Source organism: Sphingobacterium kyonggiense (assembly GCF_039536825.1).
In the GTDB taxonomy this organism is placed as follows: Bacteria; Bacteroidota; Bacteroidia; order Sphingobacteriales; family Sphingobacteriaceae; genus Sphingobacterium; species Sphingobacterium kyonggiense.
Genome location: NZ_BAAAZI010000010.1, coordinates 245,970 through 264,556, shown reverse-complemented (window position 1 = coordinate 264,556; position 18,587 = coordinate 245,970). Strand labels below are relative to the sequence as shown.

15 protein-coding genes are annotated in these 18,587 nt (G+C 38.7%); 9 read left to right on the top strand and 6 right to left on the bottom strand.

The window, feature by feature from the left end; translation table 11 throughout:
• Window positions 1-596 precede the first annotated feature (596 nt).
• The gene (argH, locus tag ABD676_RS12900) at window positions 597-1,928 is read left to right on the top strand and encodes an argininosuccinate lyase (RefSeq protein WP_344675119.1); all 1,332 of its coding nucleotides are present in this window, start codon (window positions 597-599) and stop codon (window positions 1,926-1,928) included.
• A 52-nt stretch (window positions 1,929-1,980) separates the two neighbouring features.
• Here argH and ABD676_RS12895 read toward each other — a convergent pair whose 3' ends face one another.
• Window positions 1,981-3,039 carry an aldose epimerase family protein gene (locus tag ABD676_RS12895; RefSeq protein WP_344675118.1) on the bottom strand — a complete coding sequence of 353 codons (1,059 nt, stop codon included), beginning with the start codon at window positions 3,037-3,039 and terminating at the stop codon, window positions 1,981-1,983.
• A gap of 108 nt (window positions 3,040-3,147) precedes the next feature.
• On the opposite strand from ABD676_RS12895, the gene ABD676_RS12890 reads away from it, so the two are divergent.
• From ABD676_RS12890 to ABD676_RS12865, 6 genes are all read left to right on the top strand, one after another.
• Window positions 3,148-3,618, top strand: a complete 471-nt coding sequence (locus tag ABD676_RS12890; protein ID WP_344675117.1) for a hypothetical protein — start codon at window positions 3,148-3,150, stop codon at window positions 3,616-3,618.
• Between the two features lie 50 nt (window positions 3,619-3,668).
• Window positions 3,669-5,015, top strand: coding sequence for a deoxyguanosinetriphosphate triphosphohydrolase (locus ABD676_RS12885; RefSeq protein ID WP_344675116.1), 1,347 nt, complete (start codon window positions 3,669-3,671; stop codon window positions 5,013-5,015).
• Window positions 5,016-5,111: 96 nt separating this feature from the next.
• Window positions 5,112-7,223, top strand: a complete 2,112-nt coding sequence (locus tag ABD676_RS12880) for a type IA DNA topoisomerase (RefSeq protein ID WP_344675115.1) — start codon at window positions 5,112-5,114, stop codon at window positions 7,221-7,223.
• Window positions 7,224-7,241: 18 nt separating this feature from the next.
• A complete protein-coding gene (locus tag ABD676_RS12875) occupies window positions 7,242-7,892 on the top strand; it encodes an alpha/beta fold hydrolase (RefSeq protein ID WP_344675113.1) in 651 nt (216 codons plus the stop codon).
• An 89-nt stretch (window positions 7,893-7,981) separates the two neighbouring features.
• A complete protein-coding gene (locus tag ABD676_RS12870; RefSeq protein ID WP_344675112.1) occupies window positions 7,982-8,965 on the top strand; it encodes a hypothetical protein in 984 nt (327 codons plus the stop codon).
• 53 nt (window positions 8,966-9,018) lie between these two features.
• Window positions 9,019-9,444: an energy transducer TonB gene (locus ABD676_RS12865; protein ID WP_344675111.1), complete on the top strand. Its 426-nt coding sequence runs from the start codon at window positions 9,019-9,021 to the stop codon at window positions 9,442-9,444.
• A gap of 116 nt (window positions 9,445-9,560) precedes the next feature.
• Here the strand turns inward: ABD676_RS12865 and uvrA are convergent, their stop codons facing one another.
• Window positions 9,561-12,410 (bottom strand): excinuclease ABC subunit UvrA, encoded by a 2,850-nt coding sequence (uvrA, locus tag ABD676_RS12860; RefSeq protein WP_425565289.1) that lies wholly within the window; start codon window positions 12,408-12,410, stop codon window positions 9,561-9,563.
• Window positions 12,411-12,525: 115 nt separating this feature from the next.
• Between uvrA and ABD676_RS12855 the strand changes: the two genes are divergently transcribed.
• Window positions 12,526-13,572 carry a DUF2157 domain-containing protein gene (locus tag ABD676_RS12855; RefSeq protein ID WP_344675110.1) on the top strand — a complete coding sequence of 349 codons (1,047 nt, stop codon included), beginning with the start codon at window positions 12,526-12,528 and terminating at the stop codon, window positions 13,570-13,572.
• A gap of 263 nt (window positions 13,573-13,835) precedes the next feature.
• Here the strand turns inward: ABD676_RS12855 and lpdA (ABD676_RS12850) are convergent, their stop codons facing one another.
• On the bottom strand, window positions 13,836-15,224 hold the full coding sequence (lpdA, locus tag ABD676_RS12850) for a dihydrolipoyl dehydrogenase (RefSeq protein ID WP_344675109.1): 1,389 nt from the start codon (window positions 15,222-15,224) through the stop codon (window positions 13,836-13,838).
• A gap of 194 nt (window positions 15,225-15,418) precedes the next feature.
• Between lpdA (ABD676_RS12850) and ABD676_RS12845 the strand changes: the two genes are divergently transcribed.
• Window positions 15,419-15,718, top strand: coding sequence for a DUF3817 domain-containing protein (locus tag ABD676_RS12845; protein ID WP_344675108.1), 300 nt, complete (start codon window positions 15,419-15,421; stop codon window positions 15,716-15,718).
• Here ABD676_RS12845 and ABD676_RS12840 read toward each other — a convergent pair.
• The 3 genes from ABD676_RS12840 to ABD676_RS12830 all read right to left on the bottom strand — a co-directional run bounded on the left by ABD676_RS12840 (window position 15,715) and on the right by ABD676_RS12830 (window position 18,527).
• On the bottom strand, window positions 15,715-16,122 hold the full coding sequence (locus tag ABD676_RS12840) for an acyl-CoA thioesterase (RefSeq protein WP_344675107.1): 408 nt from the start codon (window positions 16,120-16,122) through the stop codon (window positions 15,715-15,717). The genes ABD676_RS12845 and ABD676_RS12840 overlap by 4 nt on opposite strands.
• Before the next feature lie 254 nt (window positions 16,123-16,376).
• Window positions 16,377-17,783, bottom strand: a complete 1,407-nt coding sequence (gene lpdA / locus ABD676_RS12835; protein WP_344675105.1) for a dihydrolipoyl dehydrogenase — start codon at window positions 17,781-17,783, stop codon at window positions 16,377-16,379.
• A 204-nt stretch (window positions 17,784-17,987) separates the two neighbouring features.
• The gene (locus tag ABD676_RS12830) at window positions 17,988-18,527 is read right to left on the bottom strand and encodes a plastocyanin/azurin family copper-binding protein (RefSeq protein WP_344675104.1); all 540 of its coding nucleotides are present in this window, start codon (window positions 18,525-18,527) and stop codon (window positions 17,988-17,990) included.
• Window positions 18,528-18,587: the final 60 nt, after the last annotated feature.

The window sequence follows — 18,587 nt, the reverse complement described above, 5'->3', positions numbered from 1 at the left end:
GTGACAAGTCTTTAATCAAAATTAGTTTATAATTGGATAGAATAATTTCTTTCAAAGTTTTAAGACATTTTGGTCTATCATGTTTAGTTTCGGTGGTTATTAGCGTGAGTAAAAACTCACTTTGGTATTCTTTTCATCTCCCTTTACATCACAAACATAGTCCTTTAAATAGGTTGCTACCAAATGTTTTTTAAAAAAAAGTAAGTGATTACTTATATTATGATTTATTTAAATCAGCCATAAATTGATAATAAAGCGCATTAATAATAGAAAAGATCGGTCGAATCATTCAAGGAATAATTGGAAATTTTAGGTCTTAATGGACTGCTAAAACGCCATAGCTAGATTATTTTTGTGTTAAATAATTGCTAAGAATGTATTTATATGGAAATACGCATGTTTAACAGCGATAGTTCAAAATAAAAGATTCGGAATTGTAATATTTTGTAAAAATATAAAGTCAAACAACCTCATTTTTGATAGGTAAGGACAGAGGTCAAGACGATTCATGAGAAATTTCACAGGAATTTATTCCTCATAATAACAACTTGAAATTTCTGTTCTAATTGGTACTTTTGTTCGACAAGATTGAGAAAATGAAAATTTGGCAAAAAAATATAGATGTTGACTCCTTTGTAGAATCTTTTACCGTTGGTAAAGATCGCGAGATGGATTTACAATTAGCTGGTGCAGATGTATTAGGTTCCTTGGCACATACTCGAATGCTTCATAGTATTGGATTAATGGATCAAGAGGATTTGGATGCGGTACAAGCAGAATTGAAAAACATTTATAAAGAGATACTAGCGGGAGATTTTCAAATTGAAGACTCGGTTGAAGACGTGCACTCTCAAGTGGAGATGATGCTGACCCAGCGAGTTGGCGAAGCAGGTAAGAAAATCCACTCCGGTCGCTCTAGAAATGACCAGGTGTTGGTTGACCTTAAACTTTATTTTCGTTCAGAAATTGAGAGTATTTTCAAGAATACAGAAGAACTGTTTCAAGAGCTGATTTTATTGAGCAACAAGTATCAACACGTATTGATGCCAGGATATACGCATTTGCAAATTGCGATGCCTTCATCCTTTGGATTGTGGTTTGGAGCTTATGCAGAGAGTTTGGTGGATGACTTACAGCTTTTAAAAGCTGCATGGAATGTATGTAATAAAAATCCTTTAGGCTCTGCAGCTGGATATGGTTCCTCATTCCCCCTAAATAGAACGATGACCACGCAATTGTTAGGTTTTGAAGACTTGAACTATAATGTGGTTTATGCACAAATGGGACGTGGCAAAACAGAGCGCATCTTAGCGCAAGCTATGAGCTCAATCGCAGCTAGTTTAGCGAAATTTGCCATGGATGTTACTTTATTCATCAACCAGAACTTTGGCTTTATTTCCTTTCCGGCACATTTGACCACTGGTTCAAGCATTATGCCACATAAGAAGAACCCTGATGTTTTTGAGTTGATTCGTTCCAGATGTAATAAGATTCAGGCTCTTCCAAATGAAATCGCAATGATGACTACCAATCTACCGGTGGGTTATCATCGTGATTTACAATTGTTGAAAGAGAATTTATTCCCTTCGTTTCAATCGCTTAATGATTGTTTGGCGATTGCTAAGTATATGTTGGAAAATATCAGTATCAAGGATAATATTTTGGATGATCCAAAATATGACTATTTGTTCAGTGTAGAAGTAGTGAACAATGAGGTTTTAAAAGGCGTGCCTTTCCGTGAAGCGTATAAGCAGATAGGAATTGATATAGAAGAGGGAAGATTTAAGCCAGCTAAGGAGGTGAACCATAGCCATGAGGGTAGTATTGGTAATCTTTGCAATCATCAAATAGAAAGAATGTTCCAGCAAATCAAGCAAGAGTTTGGATTTGACAAGGTTGATCAAGCACTTCAAGATTTATTGAAATAATTCCTATAACAGGAATTAATAAGAATTAGAAAGGAGGCCTAGGCCTCCTTTGTTATTTCTGTATACTGAATTTATATCTGATCTCACTTTGGAATACTTCACCTGGTCTTAGGACAACAGAAGGGAAGTCTGGGTGATTGGGGCTGTCTGGGTAATGTTGTGCCTCGAAACAGAAACCGCCATAGCGTAAATAACGATGACCAGATTTTCCTACATCATCAGCCAGGAAATTACCGGTATAAAAATGTATGCTCGGCTCGGAAGTGAAAACCTCCAGCAGAATACCGCTTTCTTTGGAATAGGCGCTAGCGATGGCTTGACTGATAGGTTGCTTGTTGAGGTAGCAGTGGTCATAGCCATTAGCATATTCTAGTTGATCGTCTTGAGCATTGATGTCTTGAGCGATAGTCTTCGCTTGTCTAAAATCGAATGCTGTTTCTTCAATGGATTCCGGTTTGCCAATTGGAATTTGGTTTTCATCAATCGGAAGAAATTCATCTGCGTTAATCTGAATGAGGTGATTTAGTACATCACCATTTCCTTCACCATTCAAATTAAAATAGGCGTGATTAGTTAGATTGAGTACTGTTGGGGCATCGGTTGTCGCGCGGAATTTAATGATGATTTCGTTTTCATTGGTCAATTCATAAGAAACTGAAGTCTTTAACTCACCTGGAAAACCCTCTTCACCATCTGGCGATACGTAGTAGAAATCCACTAACTTTTTGAAGCTCACTTGACGATCCCAAACCTTACGATGAAAACCTTCGATGCCACCATGTAGGCAATTGTTGCCATTGTTTAGGGCTAAGCTATATTCATTGCTTTCTAGGTGAAATTTACCTTTGGCTATGCGGTTACAGAAACGACCTACGGTTGCTCCATGGTATTGTTCTTTTGCTTGCAAGTACCCTTCGATAGAATCAAATCCAAGGACGACATCAATTAAGTTCCCATGCTTATCCGGAACTAAGGCACTAACTAACCTAGCGCCGTAATCGGTTAAGGCAATGGCCATTCCAGCACGATTTTTTAAAGTAATTAAATGTGTGTTTTTATGGTTGATTTTATGTTCAAAACCTTGGACTATAGGTAGTTTATAAGTAGTCATTGCTTCTGGATGTTAATGTCCTAAAGATAAGCATTTAGCTTGTCCATCACAAAGACAAAAACCTTTAAAAATAAAATTGATTTTCGTAATTTGGTAAAAATCAAATGCATGACAAAGGTTTACGCTTTATTCTTTTTGCTAAGTTTTTTTCTTTTTTTATATGCCGTTTTAGTAGTACCTATTGATTCCGTGACGAGTGCGCATTTTTTTGGAACAACCTATGTTCTTTCCGAACGAATGGTTTGTTGGATGCTCTCCTTGACAGCCTTGGTTTTTGCTGTACTTTATTTATTCACAAAAAACTTGCTTTACTCCAGTGTATGGAGCCGCATGCATTTAATCTGTTTTATCTTTTTGGCTATTAATATTTGTGCATTTTCATTTTTGGAGCGTCATTACTTTGAGTTGCTTAACCATAAGAATGGGATGACTTCTGCCGATGTAGAGGCACAAAGTAGTTTTTCAAGGATAAGTGAGTTTTTTGTGGGAGGCATGTTCATTCTTCTGATCATGCAATTGCTTTACCCATTGAATTTGATCTTGGGTATTATCGTCCGAAAAAGCCAAGTAGAGGGATAAGCTCCGGTTTTAAAAACGTATATTTGCTATCCTAAATCCAAGATTTTTAGATGAACTGGAAACAATTAATTTCTGCTAAGCGCTGGGGTTATGAAGACCGCGTGCCAAATGAGCAATTTGATGCACGTTCGGAATTCCAACGTGATTATGATCGATTAATATTTTCTTCTCCATTCCGGAGATTACAAAATAAAACACAGGTATTCCCATTACCGGGAGCTGTCTTTGTGCATAATCGATTGACGCATAGTTTAGAAGTTGCTTCGGTAGGACGTTCCTTGGGACGTTTATTCTATAATCTGGTAAAAAAGAATAATCCGAATATTGATGAGGAGGCACCGTTCCTACAGGAAGTGGGCAATATTGTTTCTGCAGCATGTTTATCTCATGATTTAGGGAATCCAGCTTTTGGACATTCCGGGGAAGCTGCCATCTCTTCGTTCTTTACCGATGGGAAAGGAATGAAGTACCAGGAGCTAGTTAGCAAAGAGCAGTGGGCAGATTTAACTCATTTTGAAGGTAATGCCAATGCCCTTCGGATCTTGACGCATCCTTTTAAGGGAAAAGATCCTAGAGGATTTGCATTGACCTATACCAGTTTGGCAGCGATTGTTAAATACCCTTGTGCAGCCATTGATGGACATATTAAAGGTTCGCATCACCGCAAGAAATATGGCTTCTTTGATGCTGAAAAAGCAGTGTTTGAAAAGATCGCTCAGGAGTTGGGCTTAAAGAAAGATCCATCAAATCCTGGAGGATATGTTCGTCATCCTTTGGTTTATTTGGTGGAAGCAGCAGATGATATTTGCTATAACATTATTGATCTGGAAGATGCACATCACTTGAAGATATTGTCCTATGAAGAAGTAGAGGCTCTCTTGATTCCCCTTTGTGGAGAAGATAATTTAAAGGATCGACTAGCTACGCTAGAGGATCCTGCAAGTCGGGTTTCTTTATTACGAGCGAAAGCTATCAATACCTTGATTAATGCTTGTGCTAATCTGTTTGTACAACATCAGGAGGAGTTTTTAGCAGGTACTTTTCAAAAGCCATTGATGGAAGCTTTGGATTCGGACATTGTTGCACACATGGAACTGATATCCAAGATTTCTGTTAAGAAAATCTATAATGCTTCTGCCGTAGTGCAAATTGAGATAGCAGGTTTTAAGGTAATGAATGCTTTATTAGAAGAATTTGTTCCTGCTTATTTAAAGTCGAATAAATCCCTATTCGATAAGAAAGTGGTTGCGATGATTCCATCACAATTCCATAGTCAACAAGAGGATACCTATTCAAAAATCAGAGCAGTTTTGGATTTTGTATCTGGTATGACGGATGTTTATGCTGTTGACTTATACCGGAAGATAAAAGGAATCTCTATTGCAGCATTAGACTAATCTATGCAAAGGGTTTATGTGGCCTGTTTCATCTTGAAAAGATGGGATGTAAAAGACATGAGCCGACTTTGCGTCATGATATAGAACGAATTTAGAATGAAAGTAGTTATTGCAGAGAAGCCTTCGGTGGCTCGTGATTTAGCACGAGTTATGGGGGCTAAGGAAGTGAAAGATGGATACATCAGTGGAAATGGCTATGCATTTACCTATGCATTCGGTCACTTGGTACAGTTGTGTACCCCGCAAGCCTATGGTTTTCACAATTGGTCAGTTAGTAATTTGCCGATCATTCCACAGCAATTTGTATTGGAAGTAAAAAAGGTAAAAAAAGAAGGTAAGCAGATGGATGATGGGGGAGCCCTGAAGCAGCTGAATACCATAAAATATTTATTGGAGCAGGCGGAAGAGATTATTGTAGCTACAGATGCTGGGCGTGAAGGGGAATTGATTTTCCGAAACATCTACTATTACCTGAAGTCTAATGTGCCATTTAAACGATTGTGGATCTCCTCGCAGACTGATAAGGCTATCAAAGAAGGATTTGCTAATCTTAAGGAAGGGACAGAATACGATAGTTTATACATGTCTGCTAGATCTCGTTCAGAATCAGATTGGTTAATTGGTATCAATGCCACCCAGGCATTAACATTAGCAGCAGGAAATAAGGGTTTACTATCCTTAGGCCGGGTTCAAACACCCACCTTGGCCATGATATGCTCTAGATACCTTGAAAATAAAGATTTTAAACCACAGGCATTTTATAAGATTCAAGCAGGTTTTGAAAAAGATGGAATAAGCTTTAAGGCTACTTCCAATAAAATTGATAAAAAAGATCAAGCAGAAGAAGCGATTTCCAAATTGCAGGTAGGTATGCAAGGGAAGGTGGCTAATGTGGAAGCAAAGGAAACTAAAGAGCAACCACCTTTATTGTTTGACTTGACCTCTTTACAGCAGGATGCCAATAAAAAATACGGCTATTCCGCTGATCAGACCTTAAGTATTGCGCAGACCTTATATGAGAAAAAGGTCATTACCTATCCGCGTACTGGTTCAAGGTACATTGGAGAAGATGTTTTTGAAAAGATTGAAGAGCTTTTTCAACATCTGGCGGATACTGCAACAGAAAGTATTGCTGTCATTAGTAAGAATTTAATAGGCGCAAAACTCAACAAGCGTTCGGTTGACGATAAGAAAGTGACGGATCACCATGCTTTATTGGTGACGGACGAGAAACCAGGGCCAATGCCTATGGATCAGCAGAACATCTATAACATGATTGCTAAGCGTATGGTGGAAAGTTTTTCCGATGTCTGTCTGAAAGATATTACTACTGTTACTATTGATGCGGCAGGAATTGAATTGATTGCAAAAGGTACGGTAATTCGTCAATACGGATGGCGTTTGTCTGCTGATCAGGTAGAGCTACCTGATGAGGATAAGAATACCGATGATCAGGATAATGAAAATGCCCAATTACCAAAGCTCATCATTGATGAATTATTGGAGGTTTTGACATTGGAGTTAGCAGAACGACATACGAAAGCTAAACCTATCCATACGGAAGCATCCTTATTGAAAGCCATGGAAACCTCAGGTAAGGAAATCGAGGATGATGAAATGCGCCAAGCGATGAAAGACTGTGGTCTGGGTACTCCGGCTACTCGTGCGGCAACCATTGAAACCCTATTCCAAAGAGACTACATCAAACGCGATAAAAAGAAACTTATTCCAACCGAGAAAGGTTTAGCGGTATACCTATTGGTCAAAGATCGTTCGATTGCTAAGGTGACATTAACTGGTAAATGGGAACAGAAGCTGGAGGAAATGCGCGCCAATAAAGTAAGTTATGATGTGTTCATGAAGCACATTAAAGACTATACAGCAAAAATCACTAAGGAGTTATTGCAATTGCGCATCGCTATTGCTCATGAGGAATTGAAGCCTTTACAGAAAGGAAAGATTAAATGTCCAAAATGTACTCCTGGACAAGTACATCTTTTTGATAAGGTTGCTCAATGTGATCACTATGCTCGGGGTTGTGACTTTAAGATCTGGCGTACATTAAATGGTGTTTTCCTGGAAGAGAAGGAGATGAAGAACTTGCTGGAAAAAGGAAAAACATCGCCTTTGAAAGGCTTAAAAAATCAACAAGGACAGTCCGTAGAAGGCAGTTTAGTGTTTGAAAACTTTAAAGTAAATATTGCTTGATTTCCTTAACTTAGGGAAATGGAGAATATCTACCTCTTTTCAGGATTAGGCGCTGACCGCCGAGTTTTTGCTAATTTGGATCTTTCGGGTTTCCAAGTGATCTATGTAGATTGGTTGAAACCAAGACCTGCTGAAGCCCTAGAGAGCTATGTTTTCCGATTAGCAGAACATTATCAAATACCAAAACAAGGAGCCAATGTATTGGGGGTTTCCTTTGGAGGTATGTGCATTGCCGAGCTATCCAAATACTACGATTTCAAAAAGACCATATTGATTTCTTCGGCCAAAACGAAAGATGAACTACCTAAGCTATTAGGGATATCCAAATTGCTTTCCTTACATAAATTATTGCCCGATGCTGCAACAAGTTCGACTTCATTGAAAGTACTGTCTTGGTTATTCGGCGCTAAGTCTGAAGAGGATAAAAATCTCCTACAATCCATCCTGAAGGAAACTGATCCTGATTTTCAGCGATGGGCAGTGGATAAAATCGTGCATTGGGAAAATACACAAACACCAGCCAATTGCTTGCACATTCATGGAGATAAGGATCATTTATTGCCTATTCAATATGTGGATTACTCCATTCGGATAAAGGGTGGAGGACATTTCATGGTTTGGAATAAAGCGGCAGAGATATCCTTTCCCATTAGAAACTTTCTGCAATAGCTTATAGGTGGCTTGTATAGGTCATTCTTGCGTAAATTGTCCTTAAATAGCCATTTATCTTTTTGAATTCTATTACCTTTGCTGCCACTATGGCGACAAAACTCTATAACCCATTTCTGGATTTTCATTTTGACAACAAGACCTGTTTCCTTACTGGCCAAGCATTGCACTCCGATAAGGATCATATCCAAGTCTTTCCAGAATGGATGATGGACTCATTCGAATTGGCTGATAAGCCCTTTAAAATGCTGGATGAAAGCATGACGACTTATGGTCAATTGCAATTGCCTTGTACTCCAGAAGTGGCCGAGAAGTTTCATGCTTTGGAAGCAAGTATTCAAGAAGCTGCTCGAAAAGGCTATGAAGGAATGAAAGCTATTCCGCAATTGGAGCTATTTCAATGGATTGGTAAGATGTTGTATGGGGTTGTGTTTAATGAGATTCAGGTAGGCATTCGACAATCTTTTCTCTCTGGTGAGCAAATGAATTTCTCCCAAGCATTGGTGCAGAAATTTAAAAACTTGCATGCCATGTTGCAGTCGATTTTAGTGCCACTAGAGTTTGAACATAAGAATCCATTCACTGTAGAGGTTTTTCCTGTGGATAATGCCGAGAATACCTTTATGTATAGAGATGAGATCAACACCTTGATTTATTCGTTAAGAATGGGTGATTTTGGACTTATCGCTACTCTACAAGATAATGGAACCCATGCTATTTACCACGAGGAAGTATTGGAAAAAGTAAAGGGACATACACTTCATCCTATTCAGTTTGAAGAGATTTGTGCGCGATATTTTTATTCGGCCTATCTGTTTAACCGATTGCCAGAATATACCTATATGGAAGTTCCAGAGAAGGTTTTCGTTGAGCCTATGCCATTAAATGATTGGACCATGAAACCTATCTTTGATAATTGGCAGGTTAAAACTTACGGTCAAGTGCTGGAGAATTTCTGGAAGCCTTGGGGCTATACCTTGTTTGAGATTATCAAAAATCCTGATAGTCCTATGAGTTTTATTCAGGATGCTGATGGGAATTTTAGAAGTTCCATTGACCTTCCAAAGGAATAAGTGAAAAAGACATTTCGGAGAAATTCGTATATTTATTAGAAAAAGGAGGGCTTATGCGTTATTTGATCATGTTGATTTGCTTGAGTTTATCAAGTTTCGCTTTTGGGCAAAAGACCGATACGGTAGATACAAAAATTGTGTTTTCTGTGGATCGATTACCGGAATTTAAAGGTGGTTCTGCAACTTGGCAACAGTTCCTTTCCAGAACGATTGACTTGAATAGAACTTTAGAGGAGATGGACAGCACCCAATATGTCGATTTTGGGGTTCGTCAAACGGCTATTTTAGAGTTTACGGTTTGTGAGGATGGTATGGTATGTGATATTAAGGTCTTGAATAAAGATAAAGTTAGTCCAGCTTTTGCTGCTGAGGCTGTTCGTGTAATGAAGAAATCACCAAAATGGCAACCTGCCATGAAGGATAATAAGCCTGTAAGAACGAGATTCAGACAGAATATTGTTGCGGTATTAGAAGAATAAACTGTTAAACCTCTTTACAGGAAATAAGAGATAAAACAACAGAGCCAACAAATTTATGTATTTGTTGGCTCTGCTGTTTATATGCTGTTGAAAGCATTTTTCAATAAACTTGGATATTACATCTCAAGCTTAAGGAATCGACCAGTTTCACTGCCTTTTTGTTTTATTAAGCCTTCCGGTGTACCTTGGAACAATACTTTTCCACCATCTTTTCCACCTTCAGGTCCCATATCGATAATCCAATCAGCTGCTTTGATCATATCCATATTGTGTTCAATAATCATCATGCTATTACCTCGATCAACTAATCGATTGATAACACCCAAAAGAACATTCACATCTTCAAAGTGTAAACCAGTAGTAGGTTCATCTAGAATATAGAAAGTTTTACCGGTATCTTTCTTAGAAAGCTCGGTAGCTAATTTTACACGTTGCGCTTCACCACCCGATAAAGTCGTTGAAGATTGTCCCAAAGTAATATAGCCTAATCCCACATCTTGTAGGGTTTTAATCTTTCTATAAATGGAAGGGATGTTTTCAAAGAAAACTACCGCTTCATCAATGCTCATGTCCAAGACATCTGAAATGGACTTTCCACGGTATCTCACTTCCAAAGTTTCTCGGTTATAACGCTTTCCATTGCAAGTTTCACAAGGAACTTGAACATCAGGGAGGAAATTCATCTCGATAATCTTCATCCCTGCACCTTGGCAAGTTTCACAACGTCCTCCTTTTACATTGAAGGAGAAACGACCTGGTTTATACCCGCGAATCTTCGCTTCCGGTAATTGAACATACAATGCTCGGATATCAGAGAATACGCCAGTATAAGTAGAAGGGTTAGAGCGTGGCGTACGGCCAATTGGTGATTGATCAATCTCGATTACTTTATCAATATGCTCAAGGCCTTCAATCTTAGAATACGGTAATGGCTTGGCCTTTGCACGGAAGAAGTGATGATTTAAGATAGGATAGAGGGTGCTTGTAATTAAACTGGACTTACCAGAGCCTGATACGCCTGTTACAAGGATTAGTTTACCCAAAGGGATATCTATGCTTACATTCTTTAAGTTATGCCCTTTGGCGCCCTTTAATGACAGTGTATTTCCATTTCCTGATCTTCTCTCCTTAGGCGTTGCAATTTCTTTGGTGCCGTTCAAGTAATCGGTTGTCAAGGTATGTGCCTTCATCAATTGTTTTGGTGTACCTTGTGCTACCACCTTTCCACCAAAAACACCGGCAGCTGGACCCATGTCAATCACATAATCAGCATTCATGATCATGTCTTTGTCATGTTCTACAACCAGTACGGTATTTCCGATATCACGAAGGTTCTTTAGCGCATTGATCAGACGCTCATTATCACGTTGGTGAAGACCAATACTTGGTTCATCCAGAATGTATAGTACATTCACCAATTGAGAACCAATTTGTGTGGCTAGACGAATCCGCTGAGCTTCTCCACCTGATAGTGTTTTTGAACTACGATTTAAAGTCAAGTAATTCAAACCTACATCCAATAAGAATCCGATTCTTGTTTTAATCTCTTTTACAATTTCTGTGGCAATAATATTTTGTCGCTCCGATAAACGGGTTTCAATACCTTGAAACCATTCATTTAAAGCAACAATATCCATATCGGCTAATTCAGCAATGTTCTTCTGATCAACTTTGATATGTAAAGATTCTTTTTTTAATCGAGCACCATGACAAGATGGACAAACTACTTGCGTACGGAAATCCTCTAAAGACTGACTATCTTCCTGGTATTTGGCACTCATTTCCTCTAGCATCTTAAAGATACCTTGAAACTGAATCTGGTATTCTCTAGCTCCGTAAGAGCCATAAGAAACGGTTAATCCAATAGGTTCTTCTCCACCAAATAATAACATGTCAATTGTTTCTTCTGAAAGCTTGTCAATCGCTGTTGTTAAGGAGAAATCAAATTTCTTAGCTACAGCTTTTAAGACAGCAAAAGTCCAAGATTCCCGAACAGGACCTAAAGGAACAATTGCACCTTTCTGAATACTTAAGCTGCGATCAGGGATAACTATTTTTTTGTCTATTTCGTAGATGTATCCCAATCCATCACATTGCGGACAAGCACCGTAAGGAGAATTGAACGAAAAGGAATTAGGTTGTGGCTCATCATAGGAGATACCGGATTCTGCATCCATCAAATACCTACTGAAGAACTGCTCTTTATTTTCTTTATTAGCAATCTTAATAATCCCTTTTGAGGTTTTTAAGGCTTGACCAATACTGTCGAATAATCTTTTGCGGGAATTGACTTCCACGATAATGCGATCCACTACAATTTCAATATCGTGGATCTTATACCTATCGACTTGCATTTTAGGTGCAATATCAAGTATTTCTCCATCGACACGAACTTTGGTGTAACCCTGCTTACGAATCTGTTCAAATAGTTCGCGATAATGTCCCTTACGACCTTTGACAACAGGAGCCAAGATGTAGATGCCCTCTCCGTTAAAATCATTTAAAATACGGTCTGTAATTTCATCATCAGACATCCGCTCCATTTTCTTGCCAGTCACATAGGAGAAAGCTTCTCCAATACGTGCATACAACAAACGCAAGAAATCGTAGATCTCGGTAATAGTACCAACTGTTGAACGCGGATTCTTGGAAGTTGTCTTCTGTTCAATGGAAATTACTGGACTCAATCCTGAAATTTTATCCACATCAGGGCGTTCCATGCCACCTAAAAACTGACGGCTATAAGCCGAAAATGTCTCCATATAACGGCGCTGTCCTTCAGCATAGATGGTATCAAATGCTAGCGAAGATTTTCCACTACCACTCAATCCAGTTATTACTACCAATTGATTTCTAGGAAAGGATACGTCTATATTTTTTAGATTGTGAACTCGAGCACCAAATACTTCTACCTCGCTTTGGTCCCCAAGGTCTACTGTTTTTCGTTGGGCCATTAATGTCGTCATTTGCAAGGGGCAAAGTTACAGATTTTTAGTGGGCTTACGATATGACCTTTTGGTTAATCTTTGATTATGAGAGCAAAATGAAAAGTATTACCTTTATTTAACAAATCTAACTATTTTGAAGAAACTCGACGTCAGTAAGCATGAAAGGGAAATCATTGAGGATGCTATAAAACATTGGCAGGAACAATCACTATTGGATGCTGAAAAAGCCAAAGTATTACAGGCTAATCTGGATGATAAAGGTTTTGAATGGGGGATGCTTGCACGTTATGCCTTCTGGATAGCGCTAGCTTCATTAATATTTTCAGTCGTTTCCCTATTCTCTGATGGCTATTTATCAGATCTGGTCGAGCGATTTTATGAAACTCCTAATGTAGTGTTCTGCCTAGGCTTTGCAGCCATCGCTGTATTTTTCTATGCCTTAGGTTTTCGAAATAAAGCCAATAACCCGGATAAAAACTTCTCCAATGAAACACTGATGTTGGCTGGTGCATTTGCTACAGCAGCAAGTATAGGTTTCCTTGGTCAGATATTGGACCGTAATGAAAACCATTATACGTTGATGTTCCTCTTATCCATCTTGATTTATGGGGTGTTGGCGGTGAAGATAAAATCCAAACTACTTTGGGTATTTACATTAGTGGCACTAGGAATATGGTTTGCTACTGAAACCGCTTACCATAGCAATTGGGGATTCAAATTCTGGGGTATGAATTATCCTTTACGATTCACCATATTCGGTGCTTTATTAACAGCATTCGCTTATTTCATACAACCTAAGCTCAAAAGCATTGATTATTTCCAATCCACCAGCTTTGTGGTTGGATTGCTCTATTCCATGATTGCCCTTTGGTTATTATCCATCTTTGGTAACTACAGTGACTTTGATAAATGGTCTTCAGTAAGACAATATGAAATCTTCTATTGGGGATTACTAGGAATAGGGGTGTCCCTAGGCTTGGCAATTTATGGTATGAAAACCAAAGACCATGCTGCTCGTGATATCGGATTTGTATTCTTTATCTTAAATCTCTACACCCGCTTTGTGGAGTACCTTTGGGATAATATCAATAGAACCATTTTCTTCTTATTGTTGGCAGTCTCCTTCTGGTTTGTAGGCCGATGGGCAGAGAGCATATGGAAGAAAAAACCTGGCGTGTGAGACCGCTACACTATTAGATGTTAGATTTGAGACCGCTACGCTGTTAGATTTGAGATGTGAGAAAGTAAGGCGGAAATCTTCTGGAAATGTTTAATTAGCAAAGTTCCATACTTCCTTTGCAATTATCTTGTTTCTGTCGTTCTCCATTTTATGTAGGGGCGATGCATGCATCGACCGATATAAATTCCAACAATCAAAATCCTCATAACATGCAAAAGCCACCCTAAGGTGGCTTTTAATATTTAAAGATATTTTTTAGAATCTTATAAGTGGATTACTTCACCGTACGCATCAGCTACAGCTTCCATAATCGCCTCACTCATGGTTGGGTGAGGGTGAACTGCTTTTAACACCTCATGTCCTGTAGTCTCTAATTTACGAGCTACCACTACCTCAGCGATCATTTCAGTTACATTAGCACCAATTAAGTGTGCTCCTAAGAATTCACCATATTTAGCATCGAAGATAACTTTTACGAAACCATCTTTTGCTCCAGCAGCAGATGCTTTACCAGATGCTGAGAATGGGAATTTACCCACTTTAATCTCATATCCTGCTTCTTTAGCTGCTTTTTCTGTGAATCCAACAGATGCAATCTCTGGTGTACAGTAAGTACATCCAGGGATGTTGTTATAGTCAATAGGATCTACATGTAGTCCTTTGATTTTCTCCACACAAGTGATACCTTCAGCAGAAGCAACGTGTGCTAAAGCTTGACCTTTAACGATATCTCCGATAGCATAAACACCATCGATATTTGTTTTGTAGAAATCATCAACTAATACACGTCCTTTATCGGTTTTAACACCAACTTCTTCCAAACCTAAGTTCTCGATATTTGGCGTAATACCTACTGCAGATAATACAACTTCAGCTTCGATAGTTTCTGTTCCTTTGTCAGTTTTGATGCTTACTTTACATAAATCACCTTTGGTGTCAACGGATTGAACTTCGGATTTAGTTAGGATATTGATACCTGCTTTTTTCAGGGATTTCTCTAATTGTTTTGATACCTCTTCGTCTTCTACAGGAACGATACGGTCCATGAATTCAACGATAGTAACTTTAGTACCGATAGCGTTGTAGAAATAAGCAAATTCTACACCGATGGCACCAGAACCAACAACGACCATAGATTTAGGCTGTTGTGGAAGATTCATTGCTTGACGGTAACCGATGATTTTCTTGCCATCTTGAGGAAGATTAGGTAATTCTCTAGAACGAGCACCTGTAGCAAGGATAGTGTGTTTAGCAGTATATTCTTTTGTAGAGCCATCTTCAGCTTTAACTTCGATTTTACCACCTTTTTTGATTTTCGCAGTACCCATGATCACGTCGATCTTGTTTTTCTTCATCAAGAATTGGATACCCTTACTCATTCCTTCAGCAACACCACGACTTCTCTTTACGATTGCTCCGAAGTCTGCTTCACCACCGTTTACTTTAATTCCGTAATCGGCAGCATGGTTTAAGTATTCAAATACTTGTGCACTTTTTAGAAGTGCTTTGGTAGGAATACAGCCCCAGTTAAGACAGATTCCGCCTAATGATTCACGTTCAATAATGGCCGTTTTGAAACCTAATTGTGAGGCTCTGATCGCCGCAACGTATCCGCCAGGACCACTACCAATAACAATAATGTCGTAATTCATAAATATTAAGTGTCGTTATGTTTGCAAAATACAATTCCTCAAAAGTACGCATTTTTTTATTTAGTGCAGTCATTACTTTTTCCTCAAAAACCCGCCTATTTATTCAAATATGTCATTTCGAGGTCACTTCCTCTAGAATCATTTCCTTTACAAGGGGCATTTCCCTTTCTTTGCGCTGACTAATAGTATCATGTATGTTAAAAACACTTCAAATTTCCGCACTTATTGAAGCGATCTCCGCTATTTTACTGTTTTTTGTTGCCATGCCTTTAAAATACATTTTCCATAACGATACCATCATGCGTCCAGTAGGAATGGCACACGGTGTTTTATGGATTATTTTTGTGGTATTATTAATCGCATGTTGGAGCACGTATAAATGGTCTTTCAAGAAATTCGCTAAGTATTTCATTTTCGGGACACTACCAGTTTTATCCTTTTGGGTAGAAAAAGATCTAAAGAGAGAATTAAATGCACAAAAAGAAGTGGTTTAATCCCGCTTTTTCATATCCTTCTCAATGCCCATATAGGCATAGGTGATCTCGGTTTTACCGTGAGGGGTCGGTACGCCATCCTTATCCAGATTGACAAATACCAATTTATCAATGGAGAGGATGGTCATTCTGCTGATCTTATTTCTCACCACACAACGCATCGTCAATGATGTCCTTCCGAAGTCAATAGCCTCAATCCCCAATTCGATAATATCACCCTGCTTGGCCGCACTCTCAAAGTTAATTTCCGAGATGTACTTCGTCACCACATGCGGATTACCCAACTGCACAATAGCGTAAATTACTGCCTCTTCATCTATCCAGCGTAATAAAGTGCCCCCAAATAATGAACCATTTGGATTCAAATCCTCAGGCTTCACCCATTTCCTAGTGTAAAAGTTCATGTTGTCGTTTTGTTAATATTCGATTGCTTTAAGATAAGAAGATGCACTATAAGTATCAAAAGTTTTTGTATTAACCTGTTAATGCATGTATCAAGCCAATATCAAATAGTCCTATGCTCCCATTGCAATCAAAACAAAGAGTTCCTACATCCCACATCTAACAGCGCAGCGGTCTCAAATCTCATATCTCATATCTAAAAAAAAGACTCCCGATTGAATTACAATCGGGAGCCTTTTTTTTTATTTCACAACGCTTACGCGTGGATTGCTCTATTAGAAGTAGCAGCAAGAGCTGCCTCTTTGAATGCTTCAGTGAAAGTAGGGTGAGCATGACAGATTCTACCGATATCTTCAGCAGATGCGCGGTATTCCATAGCTACTACCGCTTCAGCGATCATATCTGCAGCACGTGGACCAATCATGTGTACACCTAAGATTTCATCCGTATCGGCATCAGCAAGTACTTTGATGAAACCATCTGTATCACCAGATGCCTTCGCACGTCCAGATGCTTTGAAAGAGAAGCTACCAGATTTGTATTTCTTACCTTCTTCTTTTAATTGCTCTTCTGTTTTACCAACAGAGGCAACTTCTGGCCAAGTATAAACTACACCAGGGATTAAGTTATAGTCGATATGTGGTTTTTGACCAACGATACGTTCCGCTACATAGATACCTTCGTCTTCTGCTTTGTGAGCTAACATGGCACCTTTAATAACATCACCAATAGCATATACACCTTCAACAGAAGTTTCCAAGTGATCATTTACCGGGATTTTATTTCCACGTTCTTCGGTTTTAATACCGATATTCTCTAAACCTAGACCTGCGGTATAAGCCGTTCTACCAACAGCTACGATACAGTAATCGCCCTCGATTTCTACAGCTTGACCTTTTGCATCTTCAGCAGTTACAATAACTTTTTTGCCTTTAGTAGCAGCACCAGATACTTTGTGACCCATCAAGAATTCCATACCTAAGTTCTTTTTCAAGACACGTTGTAATTCTTTACCTAAGCCAGCATCCATCGTTGCAATGATAGATTTTGCATATTCTACCACGGTAACTTTAGCACCTAAGCGTGCATATACCGATCCTAATTCTAAACCGATAACACCACCACCAATAACGATTAAGTTCTTAGGAACTTCCGTAAGGTTTAATGCTTCAGTAGATGTAATGATACGTTTTTTGTCAACTGGCAAGAAAGGTAATGCCGTAGGCTTAGAACCTGTAGCGATGATAATGTTTTTACCTTTAATTTCTTCTGTAGCCCCATCTTCTTTTGTGATTTTGATGGTGTTTTTATCTACAAATGAACCAACACCTTGGAAGCTGTCGATTTTATTTTTCTTGAAAAGGAAAGTAATACCAGCGGTATTTTGGGCAATGACATCGTTTTTACGATCGATCATCTTTTTCATGTCCAACTTAAGGTTGCTTAAGCTGATACCGTGCGCTTCAAAATTGTGCGCCGCATTGTGGTAGTGCTCTGAAGAGTCTAATAATGCCTTGGATGGGATACAACCTACATTTAGACAGGTACCACCAAATGTGCTATATTTTTCGATAACTGCTGTTTTTAAGCCTAATTGGGCACAACGGATAGCGGCAACATAACCACCTGGACCACTACCGATTACGATTACGTCGTATTGCATAGAATTCGGATTTGTTTTATCCGACAAATTTAGTATTTAAAAGCATATTAAGCGAAGCATTTTTCAGATAATAACAGGCAATCGTATGCATGCACTCATATTTTACAACATTTCTAAGTCAAATTTTTATCGCAACAAAAAAGGGGAGTCTTTTTAGTAAGACTCCCCCTCATGTATTTTATCCTAAGAATGGAATTGTAGGGATTATTCCGCAACAATTTGTCCATTCATAATACCGTAGTGGCCAGGGAAACTACATAAGTACGTGTAAACCCCTTTTTCTAAAGTGAACGTGATTTTATCTTGCTCACCTGGACCTAACAATTTCGTATGTGCCACGATTGATGATAAAGAGGATTTAGGAATGTACTCATTGTCTGCAGCAGCAGCAGCCTCAGCTCCAAAAGTCGCTTTATCTACGCCTGGTTTTAATACAACGATATTATGTCCCATTGATTCCTTTGGTTGAGAACCTACATTTTTTAAGGTCAATTCAACCGGCTCACCTGCTTTCACACGAATCAAGTTGATGTTAAATTGCATTTGGTCATTACCTTCAACTGTCCATTGGTTGGAAAGCGTAACATTTTCAATCCCCGGAACAGTTGTTTCTGTAGCTGCACTAGTTTCGGTTGAACTTGCTGTTTCGTTAGTTGCAGTTTCAGTTTTCTTTTCTGAGTTTCCACCACATGATGCCAATCCAATTGCGATGGCTAAGGCTGGAACAAAAAATAATTTCTTCATAGCTGATTGTTATATATTTTTAACGAATTTACTATTAATAATCCATTAATGCACTTTTCA

Bases quoted from the DNA above. Each gene is read 5' to 3' on its own strand.
- ABD676_RS12885 (WP_344675116.1), top strand. From the start codon at position 3,669: ATGAACTGGAAACAATTAATTTCTGCTAAGCGCTGGGGTTATGAAGAC.
- ABD676_RS12880 (WP_344675115.1), top strand. From the start codon at position 5,112: ATGAAAGTAGTTATTGCAGAGAAGCCTTCGGTGGCTCGTGATTTAGCA.
- ABD676_RS12870 (WP_344675112.1), top strand. From the start codon at position 7,982: ATGGCGACAAAACTCTATAACCCATTTCTGGATTTTCATTTTGACAAC.
- lpdA (WP_344675105.1), bottom strand. From the start codon at position 17,783: ATGCAATACGACGTAATCGTAATCGGTAGTGGTCCAGGTGGTTATGTT.
- ABD676_RS12875 (WP_344675113.1), top strand. From the start codon at position 7,242: ATGGAGAATATCTACCTCTTTTCAGGATTAGGCGCTGACCGCCGAGTT.
- ABD676_RS12845 (WP_344675108.1), top strand. From the start codon at position 15,419: ATGTTAAAAACACTTCAAATTTCCGCACTTATTGAAGCGATCTCCGCT.
- ABD676_RS12890 (WP_344675117.1), top strand. From the start codon at position 3,148: ATGACAAAGGTTTACGCTTTATTCTTTTTGCTAAGTTTTTTTCTTTTT.
- lpdA (WP_344675109.1), bottom strand. From the start codon at position 15,224: ATGAATTACGACATTATTGTTATTGGTAGTGGTCCTGGCGGATACGTT.
- ABD676_RS12895 (WP_344675118.1), bottom strand. From the start codon at position 3,039: ATGACTACTTATAAACTACCTATAGTCCAAGGTTTTGAACATAAAATC.
- ABD676_RS12830 (WP_344675104.1), bottom strand. From the start codon at position 18,527: ATGAAGAAATTATTTTTTGTTCCAGCCTTAGCCATCGCAATTGGATTG.
- ABD676_RS12840 (WP_344675107.1), bottom strand. From the start codon at position 16,122: ATGAACTTTTACACTAGGAAATGGGTGAAGCCTGAGGATTTGAATCCA.
- argH (WP_344675119.1), top strand. From the start codon at position 597: ATGAAAATTTGGCAAAAAAATATAGATGTTGACTCCTTTGTAGAATCT.
- uvrA (WP_425565289.1), bottom strand. From the start codon at position 12,410: ATGACGACATTAATGGCCCAACGAAAAACAGTAGACCTTGGGGACCAA.
- ABD676_RS12865 (WP_344675111.1), top strand. From the start codon at position 9,019: ATGCGTTATTTGATCATGTTGATTTGCTTGAGTTTATCAAGTTTCGCT.